At 36.4% G+C, this 19554-nt stretch carries 24 protein-coding genes and 1 riboswitch; of the genes, 4 read left to right on the top strand and 20 right to left on the bottom strand.

The genetic code is table 11. From position 1 onward, the window contains the following. Positions 1-28 precede the first annotated feature (28 nt). From IGL70_RS06200 to amaP (IGL70_RS06125), 16 genes are all read right to left on the bottom strand, one after another. Positions 29-913: an LCP family protein gene (locus IGL70_RS06200; protein WP_002325723.1), complete on the bottom strand. Its 885-nt coding sequence runs from the start codon at positions 911-913 to the stop codon at positions 29-31. Positions 914-1004: 91 nt separating this feature from the next. Next, positions 1005-2168, bottom strand: a complete 1164-nt coding sequence (locus IGL70_RS06195) for an FtsW/RodA/SpoVE family cell cycle protein (RefSeq protein ID WP_002331743.1) — start codon at positions 2166-2168, stop codon at positions 1005-1007. A 124-nt stretch (positions 2169-2292) separates the two neighbouring features. Continuing rightward, positions 2293-2459: riboswitch (M-box (ykoK) riboswitch) on the bottom strand. 224 nt (positions 2460-2683) lie between these two features. Then, a complete protein-coding gene (locus IGL70_RS06190) occupies positions 2684-2890 on the bottom strand; it encodes a hypothetical protein (RefSeq protein WP_002287763.1) in 207 nt (68 codons plus the stop codon). A 15-nt stretch (positions 2891-2905) separates the two neighbouring features. Continuing rightward, a complete protein-coding gene (locus IGL70_RS06185; protein ID WP_002297470.1) occupies positions 2906-3520 on the bottom strand; it encodes a flavin reductase family protein in 615 nt (204 codons plus the stop codon). 146 nt (positions 3521-3666) lie between these two features. Next, the gene (locus tag IGL70_RS06180; protein WP_002287767.1) at positions 3667-4350 is read right to left on the bottom strand and encodes an N-acetylmannosamine-6-phosphate 2-epimerase; all 684 of its coding nucleotides are present in this window, start codon (positions 4348-4350) and stop codon (positions 3667-3669) included. A 108-nt stretch (positions 4351-4458) separates the two neighbouring features. Further along, on the bottom strand, positions 4459-4917 hold the full coding sequence (locus IGL70_RS06175; protein ID WP_002295936.1) for an ASCH domain-containing protein: 459 nt from the start codon (positions 4915-4917) through the stop codon (positions 4459-4461). 83 nt (positions 4918-5000) lie between these two features. Further along, on the bottom strand, positions 5001-6764 hold the full coding sequence (locus IGL70_RS06170; RefSeq protein WP_104857519.1) for a 1-deoxy-D-xylulose-5-phosphate synthase: 1764 nt from the start codon (positions 6762-6764) through the stop codon (positions 5001-5003). Positions 6765-6984: 220 nt separating this feature from the next. Then, complete coding sequence (locus IGL70_RS06165; RefSeq protein WP_002295937.1) at positions 6985-8445, bottom strand: hypothetical protein; 1461 nt, start codon at positions 8443-8445, stop codon at positions 6985-6987. Positions 8446-8652: 207 nt separating this feature from the next. Beyond that, positions 8653-9579, bottom strand: a complete 927-nt coding sequence (glsA, locus tag IGL70_RS06160; RefSeq protein WP_104873678.1) for a glutaminase A — start codon at positions 9577-9579, stop codon at positions 8653-8655. A 22-nt stretch (positions 9580-9601) separates the two neighbouring features. After that, positions 9602-11029, bottom strand: a complete 1428-nt coding sequence (locus IGL70_RS06155) for an amino acid permease (RefSeq protein WP_104873677.1) — start codon at positions 11027-11029, stop codon at positions 9602-9604. A gap of 30 nt (positions 11030-11059) precedes the next feature. Then, the gene (locus IGL70_RS06150) at positions 11060-12274 is read right to left on the bottom strand and encodes an ammonium transporter (protein ID WP_010727744.1); all 1215 of its coding nucleotides are present in this window, start codon (positions 12272-12274) and stop codon (positions 11060-11062) included. An 85-nt stretch (positions 12275-12359) separates the two neighbouring features. After that, the gene (locus tag IGL70_RS06145; protein ID WP_002295943.1) at positions 12360-12587 is read right to left on the bottom strand and encodes a hypothetical protein; all 228 of its coding nucleotides are present in this window, start codon (positions 12585-12587) and stop codon (positions 12360-12362) included. Positions 12588-12614: 27 nt separating this feature from the next. Continuing rightward, positions 12615-12857 (bottom strand): GlsB/YeaQ/YmgE family stress response membrane protein, encoded by a 243-nt coding sequence (locus IGL70_RS06140; protein WP_002290686.1) that lies wholly within the window; start codon positions 12855-12857, stop codon positions 12615-12617. 31 nt (positions 12858-12888) lie between these two features. Further along, the gene (locus IGL70_RS06135; RefSeq protein ID WP_002295944.1) at positions 12889-13446 is read right to left on the bottom strand and encodes an Asp23/Gls24 family envelope stress response protein; all 558 of its coding nucleotides are present in this window, start codon (positions 13444-13446) and stop codon (positions 12889-12891) included. Between the two features lie 12 nt (positions 13447-13458). After that, positions 13459-13647, bottom strand: coding sequence for a DUF2273 domain-containing protein (locus tag IGL70_RS06130; protein WP_002290682.1), 189 nt, complete (start codon positions 13645-13647; stop codon positions 13459-13461). A 12-nt stretch (positions 13648-13659) separates the two neighbouring features. Beyond that, positions 13660-14226 carry an alkaline shock response membrane anchor protein AmaP gene (gene amaP, locus IGL70_RS06125; RefSeq protein ID WP_010727743.1) on the bottom strand — a complete coding sequence of 189 codons (567 nt, stop codon included), beginning with the start codon at positions 14224-14226 and terminating at the stop codon, positions 13660-13662. A 416-nt stretch (positions 14227-14642) separates the two neighbouring features. On the opposite strand from amaP (IGL70_RS06125), the gene IGL70_RS06120 reads away from it, so the two are divergent. The 4 genes from IGL70_RS06120 (at position 14643) to IGL70_RS06105 (ending at position 17172) form a co-directional block, all read left to right on the top strand. Continuing rightward, positions 14643-14816, top strand: a complete 174-nt coding sequence (locus IGL70_RS06120) for a hypothetical protein (protein ID WP_002291299.1) — start codon at positions 14643-14645, stop codon at positions 14814-14816. 639 nt (positions 14817-15455) lie between these two features. Further along, entirely contained in the window at positions 15456-15929 is a 474-nt protein-coding gene (locus tag IGL70_RS06115; protein ID WP_002331739.1) for a DUF2975 domain-containing protein, read from the top strand. 8 nt (positions 15930-15937) lie between these two features. After that, entirely contained in the window at positions 15938-16165 is a 228-nt protein-coding gene (locus IGL70_RS06110) for a helix-turn-helix domain-containing protein (RefSeq protein ID WP_002295139.1), read from the top strand. 635 nt (positions 16166-16800) lie between these two features. Further along, a complete protein-coding gene (locus tag IGL70_RS06105) occupies positions 16801-17172 on the top strand; it encodes a hypothetical protein (protein WP_010829667.1) in 372 nt (123 codons plus the stop codon). Between the two features lie 411 nt (positions 17173-17583). Here the strand turns inward: IGL70_RS06105 and IGL70_RS06100 are convergent, their stop codons facing one another. The 4 genes from IGL70_RS06100 to amaP (IGL70_RS06085) are packed head-to-tail and all read right to left on the bottom strand — an operon-like array spanning position 17584 to position 19538. Further along, complete coding sequence (locus tag IGL70_RS06100) at positions 17584-17826, bottom strand: GlsB/YeaQ/YmgE family stress response membrane protein (RefSeq protein WP_002291278.1); 243 nt, start codon at positions 17824-17826, stop codon at positions 17584-17586. A 31-nt stretch (positions 17827-17857) separates the two neighbouring features. After that, the gene (locus IGL70_RS06095) at positions 17858-18760 is read right to left on the bottom strand and encodes an Asp23/Gls24 family envelope stress response protein (protein WP_104873898.1); all 903 of its coding nucleotides are present in this window, start codon (positions 18758-18760) and stop codon (positions 17858-17860) included. Positions 18761-18772: 12 nt separating this feature from the next. Further along, a complete protein-coding gene (locus IGL70_RS06090) occupies positions 18773-18961 on the bottom strand; it encodes a DUF2273 domain-containing protein (protein ID WP_002291274.1) in 189 nt (62 codons plus the stop codon). A gap of 13 nt (positions 18962-18974) precedes the next feature. Continuing rightward, positions 18975-19538, bottom strand: a complete 564-nt coding sequence (gene amaP / locus IGL70_RS06085) for an alkaline shock response membrane anchor protein AmaP (RefSeq protein WP_002296677.1) — start codon at positions 19536-19538, stop codon at positions 18975-18977. Between the last annotated feature and the right edge of the window lie 16 nt (positions 19539-19554).

Here is a 19554-nt window from a genome sequence, read left to right as displayed (position 1 = left end):
TATTTCTAACTTCTTTTATTTTCTTTACTTAATTATTCAGAAATTTTTTGATTGCTTCTTGGTTTTTGGTCAAATCTAATTCCAGAACACTTCCGGAAGGCGTATTGTCGTTGAAGTCCCAACTGCCGTCTACTGGTACGGATAATGTATCGATCTTTTTATTATTGTCTTTGAGGAAATCCATACCACAATCCAGAAGCACACTTTCTGGAAGGTTCGTTTGGATACTACCAAGTAATTTCCCAACCGCTTTGGGTAGCTTGAATATTGAAGTTACGTCTTTCAGCTGCTGAGAGATAGCTTTGATCACTTGCTGCTGCCTTCTGATCCTCCCGAAGTCTCCTTCTTTGTCTTCCCGAAATCGAGCATACTGGAGTAAAGTATTACCATCCATCACTTGCTCTCCTTTGTTTATATATACGCCATCTAAATCTAGAGATTTTTCTGCATCGATCTTGACTCCACCAGGAAACAGTTCATTAACGCAATCGATAAAATCTTGAAATGTGATACTTGCATAATAGGGAGCTTCAAATTTGAAATTTTCCTTTAATGTTTGATTTAATAAATCAACTCCCCCATAAGAGTAAGCTGCATTTATCTTATTCATTCCGTAACCTGGAATATCGACATATGAATCTCTCATGATAGAGATCAGTTTTGCTTGTTGTGTTTTCTGGTTGTATTGTGCAACCAGAAGTGAATCCGAGCGACCGTTTTCGTCTTTCGAACGAGCATCTGAACCAATCAAAGCCACATTTAGTGTGGTAGGGACACTTTTCGGCTCTACCTTTTTCACAGTTGAACTCTGTTTTGCAGACGAAAATCCATGGATAAACTCAATCGAAAAATAGCCAACTACTAATGTAAGCAGTAACAAAATAGATAATATGATTTTTTGAGATACTTTCATTGCGAATTCCTCTTTCTAAAAGAACCTCTCGCTTGAAAAATAAAAGATTGTACTTTATGATAATTCAAACTGAGAGTTTCTCAGTTTCTCTTTATTGTTTTTCAGGTCGATAGAGCGGCAACTCTTCGGCCTGTATCTTTGAAGAAATATTCAACGTGATTCCGATTCCTAAAGAAAGGATCAGATAACTTGTTCCTCCGTAGCTAACAAATGGCAATGGCACACCAGTCATTGGCATCAGCCCCGCGATACTTCCCACGTTCATTATCGTCTGAACGAATAGCAAAGTTCCGAATCCTAAAAGAAACAATCCAGCTTGCTGATTTTTACAGCGACTGCTTAAACAAAAGATTCTCATGCATAATGAGAACAATAAGAAAAGCACACACAATGCACCGATTAGCCCAAGCTCTTCTGTAATAATCGAAAAAATAAAATCTGTTTCTGTCTCTGGAAGATACCCTTTTTTTGTGATACTATTTCCTAATCCCCGCCCAAATATGCCACCATTATATAGTGCATAAAACGAATGGGTCATTTGATAGCCCGCACCATGACTATCGATAAAAGGATCTCTTAAAGTCGCGATCCTTTCATAAGCATGATTAAACATCTGTGGAAGCCAACCTTTATTTCCTAAATATAATACCCCGCCTGCTGCTCCAATCAGCAATGCAGAAAAAGTAACGATTAGATAGATCCCTTTTTTAAATGGAACCGCCGCTGCCCAAAATATGACCCACGCAATCGAAAGGATCATCAATGCTCCAGCAATCTTTGGCTGAAATAAAATCAGAAAAGTTATACCTACTGTAATCAGGAATGGTTTTTTTAGATCTTTTGGGCTACTATTTCCGTCACGAAAAAACCAGCTTAAATAAAAAATCAAAAAAAGATTTGCCAGTTCAGAAGGCTGGAATTGAATGCCAAACAGAGAGATCCAACGTTGTGCGCCGTTGACAGTGACACCGAATATCCCTATTCTTACTAATACTAAAAAGAAAATCGATAAGGCTAAACCGTATCCTGCTATTTTAGGGTGAAGTAAATAGTGTAGTTTGACTGAACGAGCTAAGAAGATCACGCTCCAACTCAAAAATATGAAAATTAGTTGACGCAATAATAGACTTTTTGTATTTTCATCGGCTTGCAATAAACGATAAGAACTGGCACTGTATACTTCTAAAAGACCGATCATGGACAAAGTCAAATAAGGACCCAAAATCCACCAATCGATCTTTTTTCTTTTTTTCACCGCATCTCCTCCTCACACAGCAATCCACTTGTCAGGTGAGGAGCGAGTTTGTCTCATCAAATAAGTCAGTCACAAAAATATAAAGAAAAGGTCAGAAACCTTTTCGAACAAGAATTCTGACCTAGCATCATCTCATCGTCCGAGTTTTAGCACTATACAACGTAAAGAAAACATTCTTAGCTATTGGAAAAAGCCTTAATCCGACAGTTTCTGTTTTACCCATTGGCGACTTTCGACGTTTCTGGGCAACAGCCTATGTTTGTATAGGAGCCTCACCTAACAAGGTTATTACTATATTCTATTTACGAGTTCATGATAGACTTTTCCTAATGATTAGGCAATGGAATTTGAAATGAAATAGTGAAATTTAACAATCTTTAATATTTTTTAGAAAAAAATAACAAATAAGTTGAAAGAATCCCGTTGCAAATTCTTTCAGTTGCACCAGGATTCTTTGATAATTTTTTAGTTTTATGTGTTTTTTTATATGTTTTTTCACTTTTCGGAATAAATGTTTATTTGTTAAAGTAATTAAACAATCCGCTAATCGTTTGATCTGGCATTTCTATTTCCTTACCATCTAAAGTAACAGTAGTAACGACAAAATGGTCTTGCAATGGCGGAACTTCTAAGTACTGCCCTTGCAGAAAATCATTCACTGTTTCATATTCTTTTTTCATTTCTTTTGAATCTGTCGATGGTTTATAGCTTATTTTTAACATAACTAGTGCTCCTTTTTATTCGGGACGTGCAATCGTGAAAATTTCTCCTATTGCTGCATAATCATTTCCTGCCAAACGGCTTACAGCATTCAATTTTCTTGGATCGATCCTTCCTGTCTTATCATCATAGACTGTTTCATTTAAATGATATTTCTGTACTTCTAGCAAAAATAAATCAGCTGTTACTTTATTTTTATTCCGTATCTCGACATGTTCATATAAGGATGTTTCAAAACGAACTTTTGCTTCTGTCAATGCTGGTACTGAAATGATTACTGAATCAGTTAAAGTCAAGTCAGTCAGGTACAGTTCGCTTTCCTCATTAGGCAGATTGGCTGCTGTTTTATTTACTTCTTCTACGTTGTCCTCATCAAGGATATGGATAACAGCTTCTCTTGTCTCAAGAATATTCTTTGCTGTGTCTTTTACTGCATCTTGTTTTCTCTGGATCGCCAAGGATAAGATGGGTGGATTCGAACTGACGATATTGAAGTAACTGAAGGGTGCGATATTCACTATATCTTTTGCTGATTTAGTCGTTACTACTGCTACTGGTCTAGGGATGACTGAACCAATCAGCAACTTGTAATTTTCACGTTCTGTCAATTCTGAAGGACTCCGTTCAAACATGGTTTCGCCTTCTTTCTATAAAATTCGTTAAAAAGCAGATCTTGAAGACAAAATGAAAAGTAATGCTTTTTTCATCTTCTTAGAATCTGCTTTAAACTATCTATCAATTTTTCTTTTTTGTCAAGAATCTGTGCCGTGCGTGTTTTTTAGTTATTTGCTTTACTTGCGGCTTCGACATATCTTTTAGTGATCAATTGCGGACGGGTGATAATAGATCCAACTACGACTGAAAAAGCACCTAATTCATATGCTTTCTCTACTTGTTCAGGAGAGTCAGTATGTCCTTCCATAATTACTGGGATATCGACTTGTTCTATGATTTGATTCAATAAATCAAAATCAGGTGTCTGCGTCTTTCGTGAATATTCTGTATAGCCTGCTAAAGTCGTAGACAAAAGATCAAAACCATCTTCTTGCGCTTGAAGCGCTTCCTCAAAAGTCGAAATATCTGCCATAGCTAACCGACCGTGTTCGTGAATCATTTGGACAAGTTCAGCAGTTGTTTTTTCTGTCGGACGTTTACGAGAAGTTGCATCCAGTGCAATGATTTCTGCTTGCGTCTCCAAAAGTTCTTCCACTTCTTTTTCTGTCGCAGTAATAAACACTTCTGACCCATCGTAATCTCTTTTGATAATCCCTATTACCGGTAAATCAACGATTCGCTTGATTTCATTGATATCTTCTGTCGTATTTGCTCGAATACCAACTGCTCCGCCTTCTTTTGCAGCCAAAGCCATTCTCCCCATAATAAAAGAACTGTGTAGCGGCTCGTTTTCCAAAGCTTGACAAGAAACGACGACTCCGCCTTTGATTTGTTCCAGTGTATCCACAATATCTCCTCCAGTAATGTTATATAAAAATACAGCTTCATATAAAAATGTAACCCTTTTCTATTCAGGAGTCAATAATGAGCTATTTCTTTCAGCAGACCTTTCTTACTAAAAGAAAATTACTTCAAATTCTTCGTATACGACCAGCTTCTCTTCTGTAAATTCTATGTTCAACGCTTCTTTATAAGCATGTTTAAAAAACTCAGCATGGACTTTCCGCCAATAAGCTAATGTCCGATCCCCTTCTCCTTCTTTCCAAGCATGCTCTTTCGTGACTTCACTAAAAGGCAAGATGGTCACATTTATATTTTTGATGATACAAACTGGTTCATTTTTTCCATTCAGGACCACGTCTAATTGACCAACTTTTGGTAAAGGCTCATTCTCTTGTTTATACAGATCGTAACCACTTGATGTACCAGTCTTTATCTTTTTTACAACTAGTTCGCTCAACTCGTCTGCCATTTTTTCTGTATCCCCAAATGAAAAGAAACCTAATTTTTCTGATTGATAACTAGGATATTTTTCTTGGAACTTTTTGACATATTCTTCTACTTGCTGATACATAACATCCACCCCTTTGCTTTTTATAATGAAAAAACCATCCAGATACTAGTATAAACAATTATCTGGATGGTGAGCATAATGAATTATTGAATATTCAAGACACGCAGACTATCTTCAACGATTTGTTTTGGTGTTAAATGATAACGTTCATAAAGCTGCCCTACAGGAACGCTATCCGTGAATTCTTTCTCTGCACCAAAATTTAATACGTTCATTGAAGAATCACCATAATAACGACTGATATTTTCGCCAAATCCTCCTGACAAACTACCATCTTCTAATGTGATGACTAATTCATGTGTTTCTTTTAATTTATCTAATGTTTCTACGTCATTTTCTGTGATCGTTCCTGGATTGATCAACGTTGCTTCGATTCCTTTTTTTCTAAAAGCTTTTACTGTTTCTTTTCCTAATTCAAGAAAACCGCCTAAAGCTAAAATTGCTACTTTTCCTCCATTATTTACTGTTTGATAGGCTGGAATACTATAATCATTTGCGATAGCTGTACCATGTTCTACACCATGTGTAGGAATTCGGATTGCTACAGGCTGCGCTGTTTGTTCGAACGCCCAATCTAGCATAGAGATCATATCCTCTTTTGTTGCTGGAGCAAGATATTTGATGTTCGGGATACTTGATAAGTAAGGAATGTCAAATGTTCCTTGGTGTGTTCGGTCACTAGCTGAGATCGTTCCGCCACCGACTAAAATAATCACTGGATTCTCGTTGATCGCTAAATCATGTGATAATTGATCATATGCCCGTTGCAAGAAAGTACTTGATTGGAAGACGACTGGACGTACTCCCTGAGAAGCCAAAGCAGAAGCGAAAGTGATAGAGTGCTGTTCAGCGATCCCCACGTCAAAATAATGATCTGGATGTTTTTCTTGGAATGTTTTCAGTCCAAAGGCGCCTGGTATCGCTGCATTGACTGCGGCAATAGGAGCTGTACTTGTTTGCATTTTCTTATCCAAATAATCCATGATGATCATATTAAATGTTTCTCCAGAAGTTACCTGCTTTGCCTCCCCGGTGGACAGATCAAATGGTACACGCCAATGATATTTCATTTTATTATCGATTGCCGGCTGATAACCGCGACCTTTTTCCGTATGGACGTGAAGTACAATCGGATGATCAATATCTTTTACTTCTTCAAATAAACGGATCACCGTTTCCAGATCGTTTCCATTATCCACGTAACGATAATCAAATCCCATTGCTTTAAATAGGTTATTGCTGCTTTTACCGTTGGTTTGACGAAGCTCAGCTAAGTTTTTATATAAACTGCCATGATTCTCATCAATAGACATCTCATTATCGTTTACTAATACGATTAGATTGGATTGTAAAACACCACCATTGTTCAATCCTTCAAAAGCTAAGCCACCACTCAGGGAGCCGTCACCGATAAATGCTACCACATTTCCTGATTCTTTCTTCAGATCTCTCGCTTTAGCTAAACCTGTTGCTAAGCTGATAGATGTAGATGTGTGCCCCACTGTAAAATAGTCATGTTTACTTTCATGTTGGTTGGAATATCCGCTCACTTCACGGTAATGTCCTTTTTCAAAACCATTTTTTCGACCAGTTAAAAGCTTATGACCATAAGACTGATGGGAAACGTCCCAAACGATTTTATCCTTTGGTGAATCAAATACATAATGAAACGCAATCGTTAATTCTACTACACCTAGATTCGGACCAACGTGCCCACCTACATCGCTGTCCTTTTGCAAGATTTTTTGGCGCATCTCTTCTGCCAACTGTTTCATTTCCTCAACAGATAATTTTTTGACATCTGCGGGGCTATTGATTGCATCCAATACATGTAATACTGTACTCATAATACATTCTCTCCTCCGTACTATCTTCTTTTAATGAAAATAGATTTGTTACACTTTATCTATTCTACTACTTAGAGTTGACTCTAAGTCAATAGCATTTTAAAAAAATTTCAGAGAAAGCTTGTTATATAAGTAGATCTTCGCACGAATCAGGACTCAAATAAAAACCTTCTACAGACAATTAAAAAGCTTTATAGAAGGTCTCCTAATTAAGATCTCATCAAGAAATATGTTTTTTTAATAGGTGAAGTTCCTGAGCAATATGATACAAATGGATGTTTGCACCTTTTAATGAGATTGGATAGATCTTTGTCTTTTCAGTTTCTAATCCATTTTGATAGCTAGCAGCATCGCACAAAACCACTCTTTTTTTCGCACATAGACATTCATCAGGCAATTCTTCTAATGAACGAAATAAAATAGGATTTATTTCAGCGATGCCTTCTTCCGCATACAAATGAAATTGGGTTCGATAAAAAAATTGTTTGACTGAACTTTCTGAAACAACAAAAATTTCTATTTCCTGTCTCCCCGCTTGTTCACTGTTGATCAAAGAAAGACTTTTGACGAATTTTCGAATGAAATTTTCATTCCATCTTAGTTGGATTTGATTTTTCTTTTTCCACTCTTCCAATATTTCTACAATTTTTCCGTACAGAAGTTGTTCTTTTTCTGATAGAAGATAGATCCTTTCCGGTAAAAATACTTGTCCATCTGCCCACAACGTACGGACAAATTGTAAAAAGGATTGCTTGAAAATAAAATTTTCTGCATCGTCGATTTCAGCGATACTAATAATCTGTAAAATCAATTCATTCAGTGATAGGTCATTGAGAACAAAATTTTTATAAACAACTTCGAAATCTTTTCTTAACAGCTCCATGTTCTCATTGGTATAATTTCTACTGTTGAACAAAGAAAAAATATAATAGACATCTTCTTCTTGTAAGTCTAGAATTCCTTTTTGCTCTTCCAATCCTTGACAGACTAATTGAAATAACGGCTTCGTTTCTGCGCTTTTCTTATCTTCTTCTTTCAGTCCAAGGGGAAATGCCTTTCTTCCGATTGCGATCTCTATTCCTCGTATGATAAAGGACTTTTCATCTTCCGAATATCTTCTTTTAAAAAAATGAGTCTCTACATAATCAATCAACTCGTTACAAGCTTCTTCTACATACGGATTTTTATTTTCATAGCCTTCCCAATTGACATAACGTACTAAAGCTAGCAAGATGTTCCGCGAGTCAAATTCTGGGATAATGATTTCTTTATTTTTCAAATAATCATTTTCTTTAAAAAAATCCAATACGATTTTTTTGATTGTATATACTTTGCTCAAAGAAATAAATTCAAGATCAGCCAGTTCTGTACTCGTGAATATACCATTAAAATAATAACTTAAAAACTTTAAAAAATAAGATTGACCGTACAGAAACTGTGTGAGCTCAGAAAGAGCAATACCATGTTTGAATACGAGTTTATACTTATGCTTCTCTCTTACTTGTTCTTTTATGCAATATTCTAGACACTCGGCTAGACTTTCTAGATCGTGAAGGATCGTTGGTGTAGTCACCCTTAGTGAAATAGCTGTTTGTTCGATATCTATTTCTTGGAATTCAAATAATTGTTCACACAGATACACTTTTCTAAATATATTTCGCTCGATGTAATTTTCCAGCATTCCTGATACACGCCTCCAGTTTTTCTTATGAGTTTATTTAATCATATCTGTAAATCGTATTTTTGTTTCCTTTTTATTTAGAAAAGCCCTTTCAAAAACCAATAAAAAAAGAAACTGGGACAAAAGTCAAACAAGCTCACAATTTCAGCCTCATTGTAGGTAGCTTTGAGCCGTTTGGACTTTTACCCCAGCCTCTTTCAAGAATGGTTATTCAAAGATGTCAGCGTCTAGTTCTTTGACTACATCTTTCAACAATTGGATACCAGCTGCGCTGTTACCAAATGGATCTAGTGCCGGGCTGAAGACACCTATGCCGTAACGATTTGGCACAGCTGCCATCAACCCGCCGCCTACACCGCTTTTTGCAGGTACACCAACATGGACGGAAAACTCTCCTGATTCATCATACAAACCAGCAGTTGTCATAATTGATTTGACGATTGTAGCACTTTCTTCAGTAATGATTTGTTTGCCATTCCAAGGAGCAATTCCTTTATTTGCCAGCACAACAGCTAATTTTGCTATGCCTGTAGCGGTGACATTGAGGGAGCATTGTCTGAAATAAGCATCGAGTATCTCCGGTACGTCTCCTTCGATCATTTGATTACCTTTCATATAGTAAGCAAGAGAGCGATTGATATCACCTGTTCTTGATTCAGAATGATAGATTTCTTCATTCAATGTGATATTAGGATCATCACAGATCTCTTTCATAAATGACAAGATTCGCTCAAATTTTTCATCTGCATCTTTACCGGCAATCAACGAGGTTGTTGCAATCGCTCCTGCATTAACAAAAGGATTCATTGGATGTTTGCGATGATTGATTTCCATATTCATGATAGAATTGAAGGCAAAACCGGTTGGTTCCGTGTTGATTGTTTGAAAGACTTTTTCTATTCCGTTGTCTTTGATTGCTAATAACAATACGGGAACTTTTGACATGCTTTCGATGGCAAAGCGCACATCGGCATCTCCTCCCTCAATCAGTTGTTTTGTATCCAAATCATAAATCGCCATACCTAATTGTTTAGGATCCACTTCAGCTAATGCTGGAATGTAATCCGCCACTTGTCCTGTTTGATAATAGTGGAAATTTTTTCCAATCAATTGTTCTAATTCTTTTACTTCCATTTGAATAACCAGCTTTCATTTTTTATTTTTCTGCATGCTGGAATTTATGACGGCATGCGTAGATCGTAAATGGAATAACTAAGACGATAAGATAAGAAACAATCAGAATCGTTTCATAAATCCCGTGCTGTCCAGCTGCGATACTAGCAGGTGGAACAAATGAGATACAAAAAGCAAAAAGTGAAGTCAAAAGACCTAAACAAGCAACGATTACTTTTACAACTTTTCCGCCTGGAACCTGATAGGCTCTTTCAAGACTGTCATCTTTAAAAACCAGCTTCAAATAGCCCGCGAAAAACATAAAGTACAACATCAGGTAGATTACAACAGTCAATGACATCGCTGCAAGAAATGAAAGATTATTCCCCCCGCCGCTTAATGTAAAGACGGCTGCCCAGATTGTTGCAACGATCCCATTTGCGATCATCAAATGAGCAGGAACACCGTGTGTGTTTTCTTTTGCAAAATATTCAGGAAGTAATCCTTCTTCTGCTGCTACGTGAAGTGCTTTTGAAGGAGAGGTTACCCAAGAAGCAATTTCTCCGATGACACCTAAACAAACAAGAATCGCAAGAATTTTCGCAATCCATGCAAGATTTGGATCAATGTGTCTTAATAGGAATTCTAACGATTGAATCACCCCTGTATTAAGAGACAAACCATGTTGAGGTACTGTAGTAGCGACGGTCAATCCGCCAAAAGTATCTAAAATGATTGCCAGAATAACCAATACAAACATTGCTAATGGATAATCCTTTTTAGGGTTTTCCATTTCATTTGCATGACTGGCAGATGTTTCTACGCCCATATATGCTAAAATAAAGGAAACAAAAACAACCAGCGTAGGCAATTTCGAAAAATCAGGAATCAATGTTTTCATAGACAGTGTCGTTTGTAGTGGAGCGCCTGAAGCGACATAATGGGTCCCTAAGCCAAACAAGACTAATGCTGGCAACAAGATACCAGCTACAAAACCGATCCGAGCAATCAATGAAGTGTATTTGGTTCCTTTTAACTGTGAGAGTAAAATAGCCCAGAAAATAATCAATAGGATTGCCAATTTCAGATATTTATTGTTTTGTATAGCACCAATACCCGTTGCATAGGATAATGCACCAGTTAAGAAATACAGCATGGTCAAGTAGCCAACTGTTATCTCAAACCATTGGAAAAAGATTGCGGCAAAACCGAATCGTTTTCCCAATGTGCGACTGACCCAAGTATAGACACCGCCTTTTTCCCATCCTTTCACCGTTGCCATCTCTGCTGCGCACAATGCCACAGGGATAAACCATAGCAAACCGCCTAATAACAAGAAAAATACTAAGCTGAAGCCTGAGGTCGCGAATGTGGGATATTCATATAATGAAACGACCATTGAGATGGTCATAGCCAAAAAGCCAAAGAACGTTAATTTTTTTGCAGGAATTTTCGTTTTGCTTTGTTGCATGAATCTTCCTCTTTTCTATTTGAATTTGTTTCAATTGAGTTTGTTGCCAAAGAAGAAAAAGTCCAATCCTTCTTCTTGTTCTTCTTTTGTAGTAGTGATCGTTGTAAAGTGCATCGCCGATTTTAAAATCACTGTTGTCAGCACATAGGCATACACGGCAGTAATGATGACACCAATCACTTGAATCCCTAAGAAGTACCAGCTGCTTGGATTCGTTAGTAGATGGCTGTTAGATGCAAAGATCCCTATCAGAATCGTACCTGTGAATCCGCCCATGCCATGAACACCCCACACATCAAGTGCATCATCCCATTGTTTCTTTTTACGAAAATCAACAGCAGCATGACAGACGATACCCGCAATGACCCCAATCAGCATGGCACTTTTTGCTTCTACATAACCGGCACAAGGCGTAATGGCTGCCAATCCAGCAACGGATCCTGTTAGTACGTCGACAAAATCAAAGCCATTTCCTTTTACTTTTGCAATGATCAGCCAAGTAATCATCGCAAATGCAAGAGCGATGAATGTTGAACCAAATGCATTGACTGCTTGTTCATCTGCTCGAAGTGCACCACCGGAATTAAAACCGAACCAGCCAAACCAAAGCAGTCCTGTACCGATAGCAGCTGCCATAAGACTGCTATGCTGACTTCTTTCTCCTAAAGGAATCTTTCTTTGACCAAGTGTGAGGATACATGCTAAAGAGCCGAATCCAGCTGTCGTGTGGATGACTGCTCCACCAGCGAAATCTCTAAATCCCATCTGATCCAAAAATCCGCCGCCCCATATCCAGTGGCAAACAGGGAAATAAATCAGCAGATTCCAAAAAATAACAAGTATAATATAGCCTTTTAAATTCAATCTCCCTGCAAAAGCTCCTGTCATCAAAGGAACGGTAATCACGATAAACATCAGTTGGTAAAGAAAGAACATTAAAAATGGAATCGTTGCACCATGAAACATGTTGGGGAAGCTTGTAACATGTCTCATCAAAAAGAAATCTGCCGGGTTTCCAATAACACCGCCGATATCCCGTCCAAAGGCCAATCCGAATCCACCAAATACCCACATAATCGTTGTTATCCCAACGGAGAGAAAAGATTGAGACATGATCGTTAGTATATTATTCTTCCGTGCTAATCCGCCGTAAAAAAAAGCTAGACCAGGAGTCATCAGGCAAACCATTGCTGTACATAAAATCATGAATGCTGTATCTCCTGTATTGATAGGTAATGTATTCATTTTTTTCGCCTCCTTTCTACGATTACGAGTATAAAAGAAGGTGTAGTTGTTTTTTTCTTCTGTTTTTTTGAATTAATACTTGCATTTATAAAAGACAGACAATTAATAAAAGCTTGATGTGTTGTGCTCTTTTTCGTTTTTCACACAAATAAAGACAAAAAATAAACGGTCTTCTTTTTATAGAAAACCGTTTATTTTCGTCTTTTTTTATTTTTAAAGATATTTTTTCATAAGGAATAAAGAATACTTCATATAAAATATATAAAAAAGAACCGCAGCGAGTGTCGCTACGGTTCTCAAATTTGTTCTTCATTTCAACATAAGTTTTTCTTCAATTTGCTTATAATTTACGTGCAAAGAATGAAACGACTAATACTAAAATGATTGCACCGATCAATGATGGAATGATAGCCATTCCTGCAATTGTTGGTCCCCAAGTTCCTAGTAAAGCTTGTCCAATTGCTGAACCTACTAAACCAGCAATGATGTTTGCGATGATCCCCATTGATGATCCTTTATTCGTGATTGCTCCTGCAATTGCTCCAATGATACCGCCGACGATTAATGCCCAAATAAATCCCATTTTAAATTCCTCCTAACTGACTTCTTACTTCTTATTGTACACGTGGTTCGTTATTTTCTTTGACTTTTTGTGCACCTTTGCCTACAGCAGATTTTGCTTTATCTGTTTGGCGTGAAGCAAATTGTCCTGTTGATTTTGCTGCTTCTGTTACTTTGTCTTGTACTGTTTCTTGATCTTTTTGGTATTCTTCTTGTGTTTTGATATCTGCAACATTCACATTCACTTCGATAACATCTAAATGTGTCATATTGTTTACTTCAGTACTGATCAATTCTTTGATTTGGTTGTAAATATCTTCGATGTCTTTACCGTATTCTACGATCACATCTAGATCCACAGCTACTTGTTTCTTACCTACTTCTGTATTGATACCTGCTGTTACGTTATCTGTGTTGACTAATTTTTCAGCCATATTTGAGAAAAATCCGCCATCTAATGTCAATAGACCATCTACATCTTTCAATGCATAACCGATGATTTTTTGGATGACTTTGTCTTCATAAGTCAATTCACCATTCATCATGCGGTTTTCTCCTTTTTCATTTGCCAAAACTGATCCATTCGTTGTATTCATGTTTTTGTTTTCCATCTTTGTTTCCTCCTATGATTTAAAAAATTGATCAACTATTCCTGTCTGTTTCAAATAAAAACCGATTCCTGCGCCAATTGCTGTCATGATTATGATCAACAATGTCTTGAAAAATCCAATCGTTAACCATAAAACAGCTAGCAGTAGTCCAAGACCCCCAAAGATAATAGGGAGCTTGTATGCTGAAAATAGTTCTTTCATTATTTGGCCCTCCTATTCCACTCGAGAGTGCTTGTAGTCTCTTGTATCTTCTTGTTCTTCATAACCGCTGTATGTGACTGCCACTTTGACCGTTTCTTTTGTTCCGAGTACTTTAGTTACTTCTTCTTCGATATCTTGCATCAATACACCTGTTTTCCCTACTAATGAAGAAGTTCGTTTCAAGTCTCCGTTGACATGGATATGGATTCGATTTTTCGATGAACGTATCCGTACTTTAGGTGAATGAATGAACTCTTCTTCGTGTAAATGGGAACGTACCAACCCTTCGATCGCTTTTTTGTCGATTGTTAGTTTGCCATCTTCCCGTTTCATAACGAAAGTTCCTCTTGACTTTGGATAGAAAAGAACGACTAGCAAGATGATAATAGCAAGAACGGCAAATACTACAGCTGCCCAGAAAATATATTGTTGCATGTAGTAATTCGTTAAAGTAAAGAAGCGAAATCGTTCCAATTGTTCAGGCATAATATACGGCGCATTGATCAACGCAATCGCTAGAAATACTGAAAGTAGCAGTAAACTCATGATAACACCGATTATTTTTAACCCCTTATTCATTTTCCACCTCCTATAAACTTATTTTTACCCTGTAAATAACTCTACCGACAATCACAGTATAGATAGCGAACAGTTAGCATAGCACCAGTAAATAAAGCGCTACCAAACATTGTTGGATCATAACGGCGTTTTATTGCCAGTCTGATACTGAAATAACAATTGCTTACTTATTCTCTATTTACTTTTGATTGCTGGCTATACTTAAAGGATATTATTCAAGATTAAAAATTGCAAAGATTATGCTCAGTTATTATTACAAGATTCTATTTATTTATTAAATTTTTTCGGAGAATTAAAAAATACAATAAATAACTTTAGTTACTTTAATGCGTTCTTGCTTTATTTTTATATTATCATTTTTCTTATTCACTTCTTTGGTTTATACTATTCTTATAAATAAAAACGAGGTATGTCCTATGATGAAAAGATTGTACTATTCATTGATCATAACGATTGGCTATTTGATTGTATCAAATCTAGGAAATATGGTATTTGGTATCAGTAAAGAATTCAGTTGGACTACTACATTATGGGAATCTCTATTCTTTTTCATCTTCGTATTTTTGTTACAAAATTATCGAAAAAAATAAACATGTGCCATCTATCTGTTGGCACATGTTTTAGGATTTATGGTACTTTTTATTCGGCAATCCATTTTATTTTTCTACTTCTTCTTAATACCTCTAACACTTTTGATTTATAAACTAATCCAATGCATCTACTTGCGCTTATTAAGCTATTTCAGCTAGATAGTACCACCCCATGCGTCAATCTTGATTTTCCTTTTGTATAACATTGTATAAGCAATAAAGGACAAATAAGTGGTGATTACACCAAACCATTGAATAAGAAAAATTCTGATACGTAAATAAACATGAACTTGAAAAAATTAATGAATCGGTTAGCTACTACGTAGTTGTCTTTTTTCTCATACAGTTCTGTTAACTTACACTTCTCTTCGCTAGATAATAAAAAATCCTCCAACTGTATTGTCCAATATAATCCCAGGCATCTAAACTAGCATTATAGAAGAGACACACATAGAATCTAAAATAACTGGTTTTAAATGTTTCTTACAATCAAAAAAAGCTGTTAAATGCACTCCACACCCTCATACTCTATCATTTTTTTATAAACGATATATTTTTATTGTTTTTCGATAAAAAATAGTTGTTTTGCAATAATTATTCTGCTATATTTTAGCTATCAAAGATAAAAGAGGGATAAAAATGAAATTTAAAACATTGCTATTAAAATTTGTCGTTTTAGGTATAAGTGCCGTATTTATTTTGTTCGGCGTACTTTTTTACACTCAGATCGCTACAAGCGAAAAAGGATTCAATTTTGATTGGCAGACCACATTATTTGTTTCTGTCATTTACTTTGCCCTTTTCCTAGGGATCGTTATTGCTTATTTCTTATTGAAACTATTGAAAAAAATCGAAGATAACCAAGCTTTTTCCACTCAAAGCTTAAACATACTAAAAAAAATCGAACGAACCATTTTGTTTATTGGTTTCGCCTTTTTTGGCTTACTTCCTAAATTTATGAAAGTAGCGGATTTAGACGATGCTCCAGGTTTGATGTTGGTAGGAATCGCTGTCGTATTCATTCCTTTTGCAGTATACACATTAACAAGCGTGCTGGAAAAACTGCTTGAACATGCGATTTTACTTAAGACAGATCATGATTTGACAGTGTGAGGTGCGACATGGCAATTATCGTTAATTTAGATGTAGTATTAGCTCAAAAAAAAATGAGTGTGACTGAATTGAGTGAGAAAGTGGGCATTACGATGGCAAACATCTCTATTCTAAAAAATGGAAAAGCAAAAGCCATCCGTTTTTCCACTCTCGAAAAAATCTGCCAAGTTTTGGAGTGTCAACCAGGTGATTTGTTGACCTATAAAAATGACTCGAATACTATACCAGAAGAATAAAATAAAGTAGAACAAACAGTAAATAAAAAATAATCTGAATGATAGATGTGTGAGACTTTTAGAAGTTATTTACGTCTATTATTCAGATTTTTTATTTCGATTGAATACCGTTTTATCTATAAATAAGATATGTACTGACTCATACAAAGGGGGCCTTTTCTTCTCCATGTACTATCACTTTTCCTGATACAACTGGTTTCCTGTTACGTTGTAGTTGGATCTGCTTTTAGTATAATACTTTATTCATTCCACCAGACTGATAGCAGTTTGAGCAATCTAAATAATCATGTAGTATTACAGGCCATTCTGTTTCATACCTTGAAGTGCTTAAAACTTCAGCTAATGGCCCATTGTGTTAACTCTTACTCCATTCTTTTTTAGTAAACTCCCATATATACTGTAAAGCCTTCTATATATTATGTCATGTTGCTTTTTACCATTTACTATGTAGTTTTGATAAAATGATTTGAATAACAGTGATGGACTGTTCTTTTTTATTTTTAACATTATTTTGATAATAATGATTATTTATTTAAAAACACATTAGATAACATTTGTTACGACACGAAAAAGCTTCACAAACAAATATCGTTATTTTAAAATGAGGGCGAACTCACACAATTAGGAGGAATAGTATGCCATTTATTGTTTACTTTTTTCTTTCTTTACTCGTGATCTATATTCCATTACCAACATTTTTCCTGCTCGTCAATCGTCTAGCAGAGCAACATGATACGATTACTGCTCTTACGAAACTTTGTTTACTTCTATTTGTTTGTCTAGATTACTTTACGAGCTATTATTGGCTAAAACAGACAAGAGTAAAAAAGAGATATTATTTCTTCCTTGTCTTTTTCAATCTCTTTGAGTTTCTGATCCATTGCTTTTTACTTCATCAGTATCATACGATCTATTTGTGGATCATCTGGGTCTTTCAAGTGGTCGTACTATTTTGTATGTTTACCTTTCCTTTCTCAAGAAAATTTAGGGAGACATTATTTTATTAAAGAAGCTTCTCTGTATCAATAAAGACACATTTAAGGAAAAACTGGTTAACATACTGGGTTTCCCTTAAAAAACTTTTAAAAATCTAATTGGGAATTTACCTACACAAATAAGGGGCTGTGACAAAAATCTTGTCACAGCCCCTTATTCCGTATAAACAGTGTTCTCCTGCCAGCTTCTCGGTCACAAGCCACAATATTCATCAAACATGAGCAGCTGTTTTTTGAAATTGTTCTTTGTGACTCGTAGCTGAACGGCAGGCTCACGACCTCTTTTTCTTAAACGGTGTTCAAAAGCTTGCATCTTCGATAATAAGCCCAACCAAATGAAAAATATGAGAAGCTATTTTTGTTTGGCTGTTCTTATTACTTGATGAAGAACAGCTTTTTCACGACCTCTTTTTAAAAGTCTTTTTACAGTTTTCGAGCAAAGAATGATACGATTAGTACTAAAATGATGGCACCAATCAATGATGGCACGATTGCCATTCCTGCAATACTTGGTCCCCAAGAACCTAACAATGCTTGACCAAGTGCTGATCCAACTAAACCTGCTACGACATTTGCAATAATCCCCATCGAAGAACCTTTATTCGTGATTGCTCCTGCAATTGCTCCGATAATTCCTCCGACGATAAGTGACCAAATAAATCCCATGTTTCGTTCCTCCTAATGTTTTACTTCCTTATTACTGAACCCGTGGTTCTGTATTTTCTTTTACTTTTTGTGCGCCGCTTCCAGCTGCTGATTTTACTTTATCTGTTTGATTCGAAGCAAATTCACCGGTTTTTTTCGCTGCGTCAGTTACTTTGTCTTGCACCGTTTCTTGATCTTTTTCAAATTCTTCTTTTGTTTTGATGTCCACTACGTTAGCGTTGACTTCGATCACTTCTAAGTGTGTCATATTTTTTACTTCTTTGCCGATTACTTCTTGCATTTCTTCAAAGATTTTTTCGATATCTTTGCCATATTCCACAATGACATCCATATCAACTGCTACTTGTTTTTTACCGACTTCTGTTTCGATCCCAGCCGTTACATTATCTGTATTCACAAGTTTTCCTGCCACATTAGAGAAGAAACCACCGTTTGCAGATAATAAACCGTCTACTTGTTCAATTGCGATTCCGATGATTTTTTGCACAACTTTATCTTCATAATTCAGCTCACCGCGCATTGAATCTTCCTGTTCAGAATCATGCTTTCCTTGGTTATTTGTATGATCAGAACCAAGTTTTCCTTGTCCGTTTGTGTGGTCAGAACTAAGTTTTTCTTGTGCTTTCGCATGGTCAGAAGGATGTTTTTGCTCTTCCACAGGTTTAGAAGGATCGATTGCATCATGTTGTTCTGGAACTTTAGATTCTGGAGTTCCTGGATGATGAGGTGCATGCTTTTCTGCATCATGTTTCTTCTCTTCTACTCCTTGTTGAACGTTAGGGACTACTGGATCTGGATGTGCAGATACTGGTGCTGTTTTGTTCTTTTCATCGTTCACACCATTTGATTGGTTTGGTGTCGTTGGGTCTGGATGTGCAGACACTGGTTTTTGTTTGTTCATTTTATTGTTATTATTTTTGTTATTGTTATTCATGGATGTTTCCTCCTAAGATTTAAAATAGTGATCTAAGATTTTCGTTTGTTTCAGATAAAAACCGATAGCGACGCCGATCGCTGCCATGATCAAGATCAATAAGGTCTTGAAAAAGCCCACGGTGATCCATAAAACGGCTAATATCAATCCAAGTACCCCAAAGATGATAGGGAGCTTGTATGTCGAAAATAGTTCTTTCATTTTTGGTCCCCCCCTATTCTACTCGTTTGCGGTCATTGCTTCGTTTAGCTGGTTCTTCAAAGCCTGTGTATTTCACCGATACTTTCACTGGCTCTTTTGTTCCCAATATGTGTTGTACTTCATTTTCGATTTCTTTCATCAATGTTCCTGTTTTACCAATGAGTGCTGAAGTTCGTTTCAACTCCCCTTTTACATTGACGGCGATCTTGTTTTTCGTTGCTTTGACATTTACTTTTGGTGAATGGATGAATTCATCTTCATGCAAGTGAGAACGAACCATTCCTTCAATTGCTTTTTTATCCAACGTCAACTCCCCATCACCATGTTTCAGTAGAAAGTTTCCGATTGTTTTTGGATAAAACAGGAAAACAAGTAACGTGATAATTGTCAAAATAGCAAATGCAACGGCAAGCCAAAATACATATTGTTGCACGTATGAATTAGTGATGGAAAAGAATCGAAACTTCTCTAGCTGAAAAGGCAATGGATAGGTTGCACTTAATAGTATCGCAAACAAAAGCACAGATAGCAAAAGTAACGTTCCGATCACTCCGATCGTTTTTACACCTTTATTCATTTTCGCACCTCCTCAT

It is taken from the genome of Enterococcus sp. DIV0901a, assembly GCF_051711525.1.
Taxonomy (GTDB): Bacteria; Bacillota; Bacilli; order Lactobacillales; family Enterococcaceae; genus Enterococcus_B; species Enterococcus_B faecium.
Note: the sequence above shows the minus strand (reverse complement) of the source record. Positions and strands in the feature narration are given on the sequence as shown.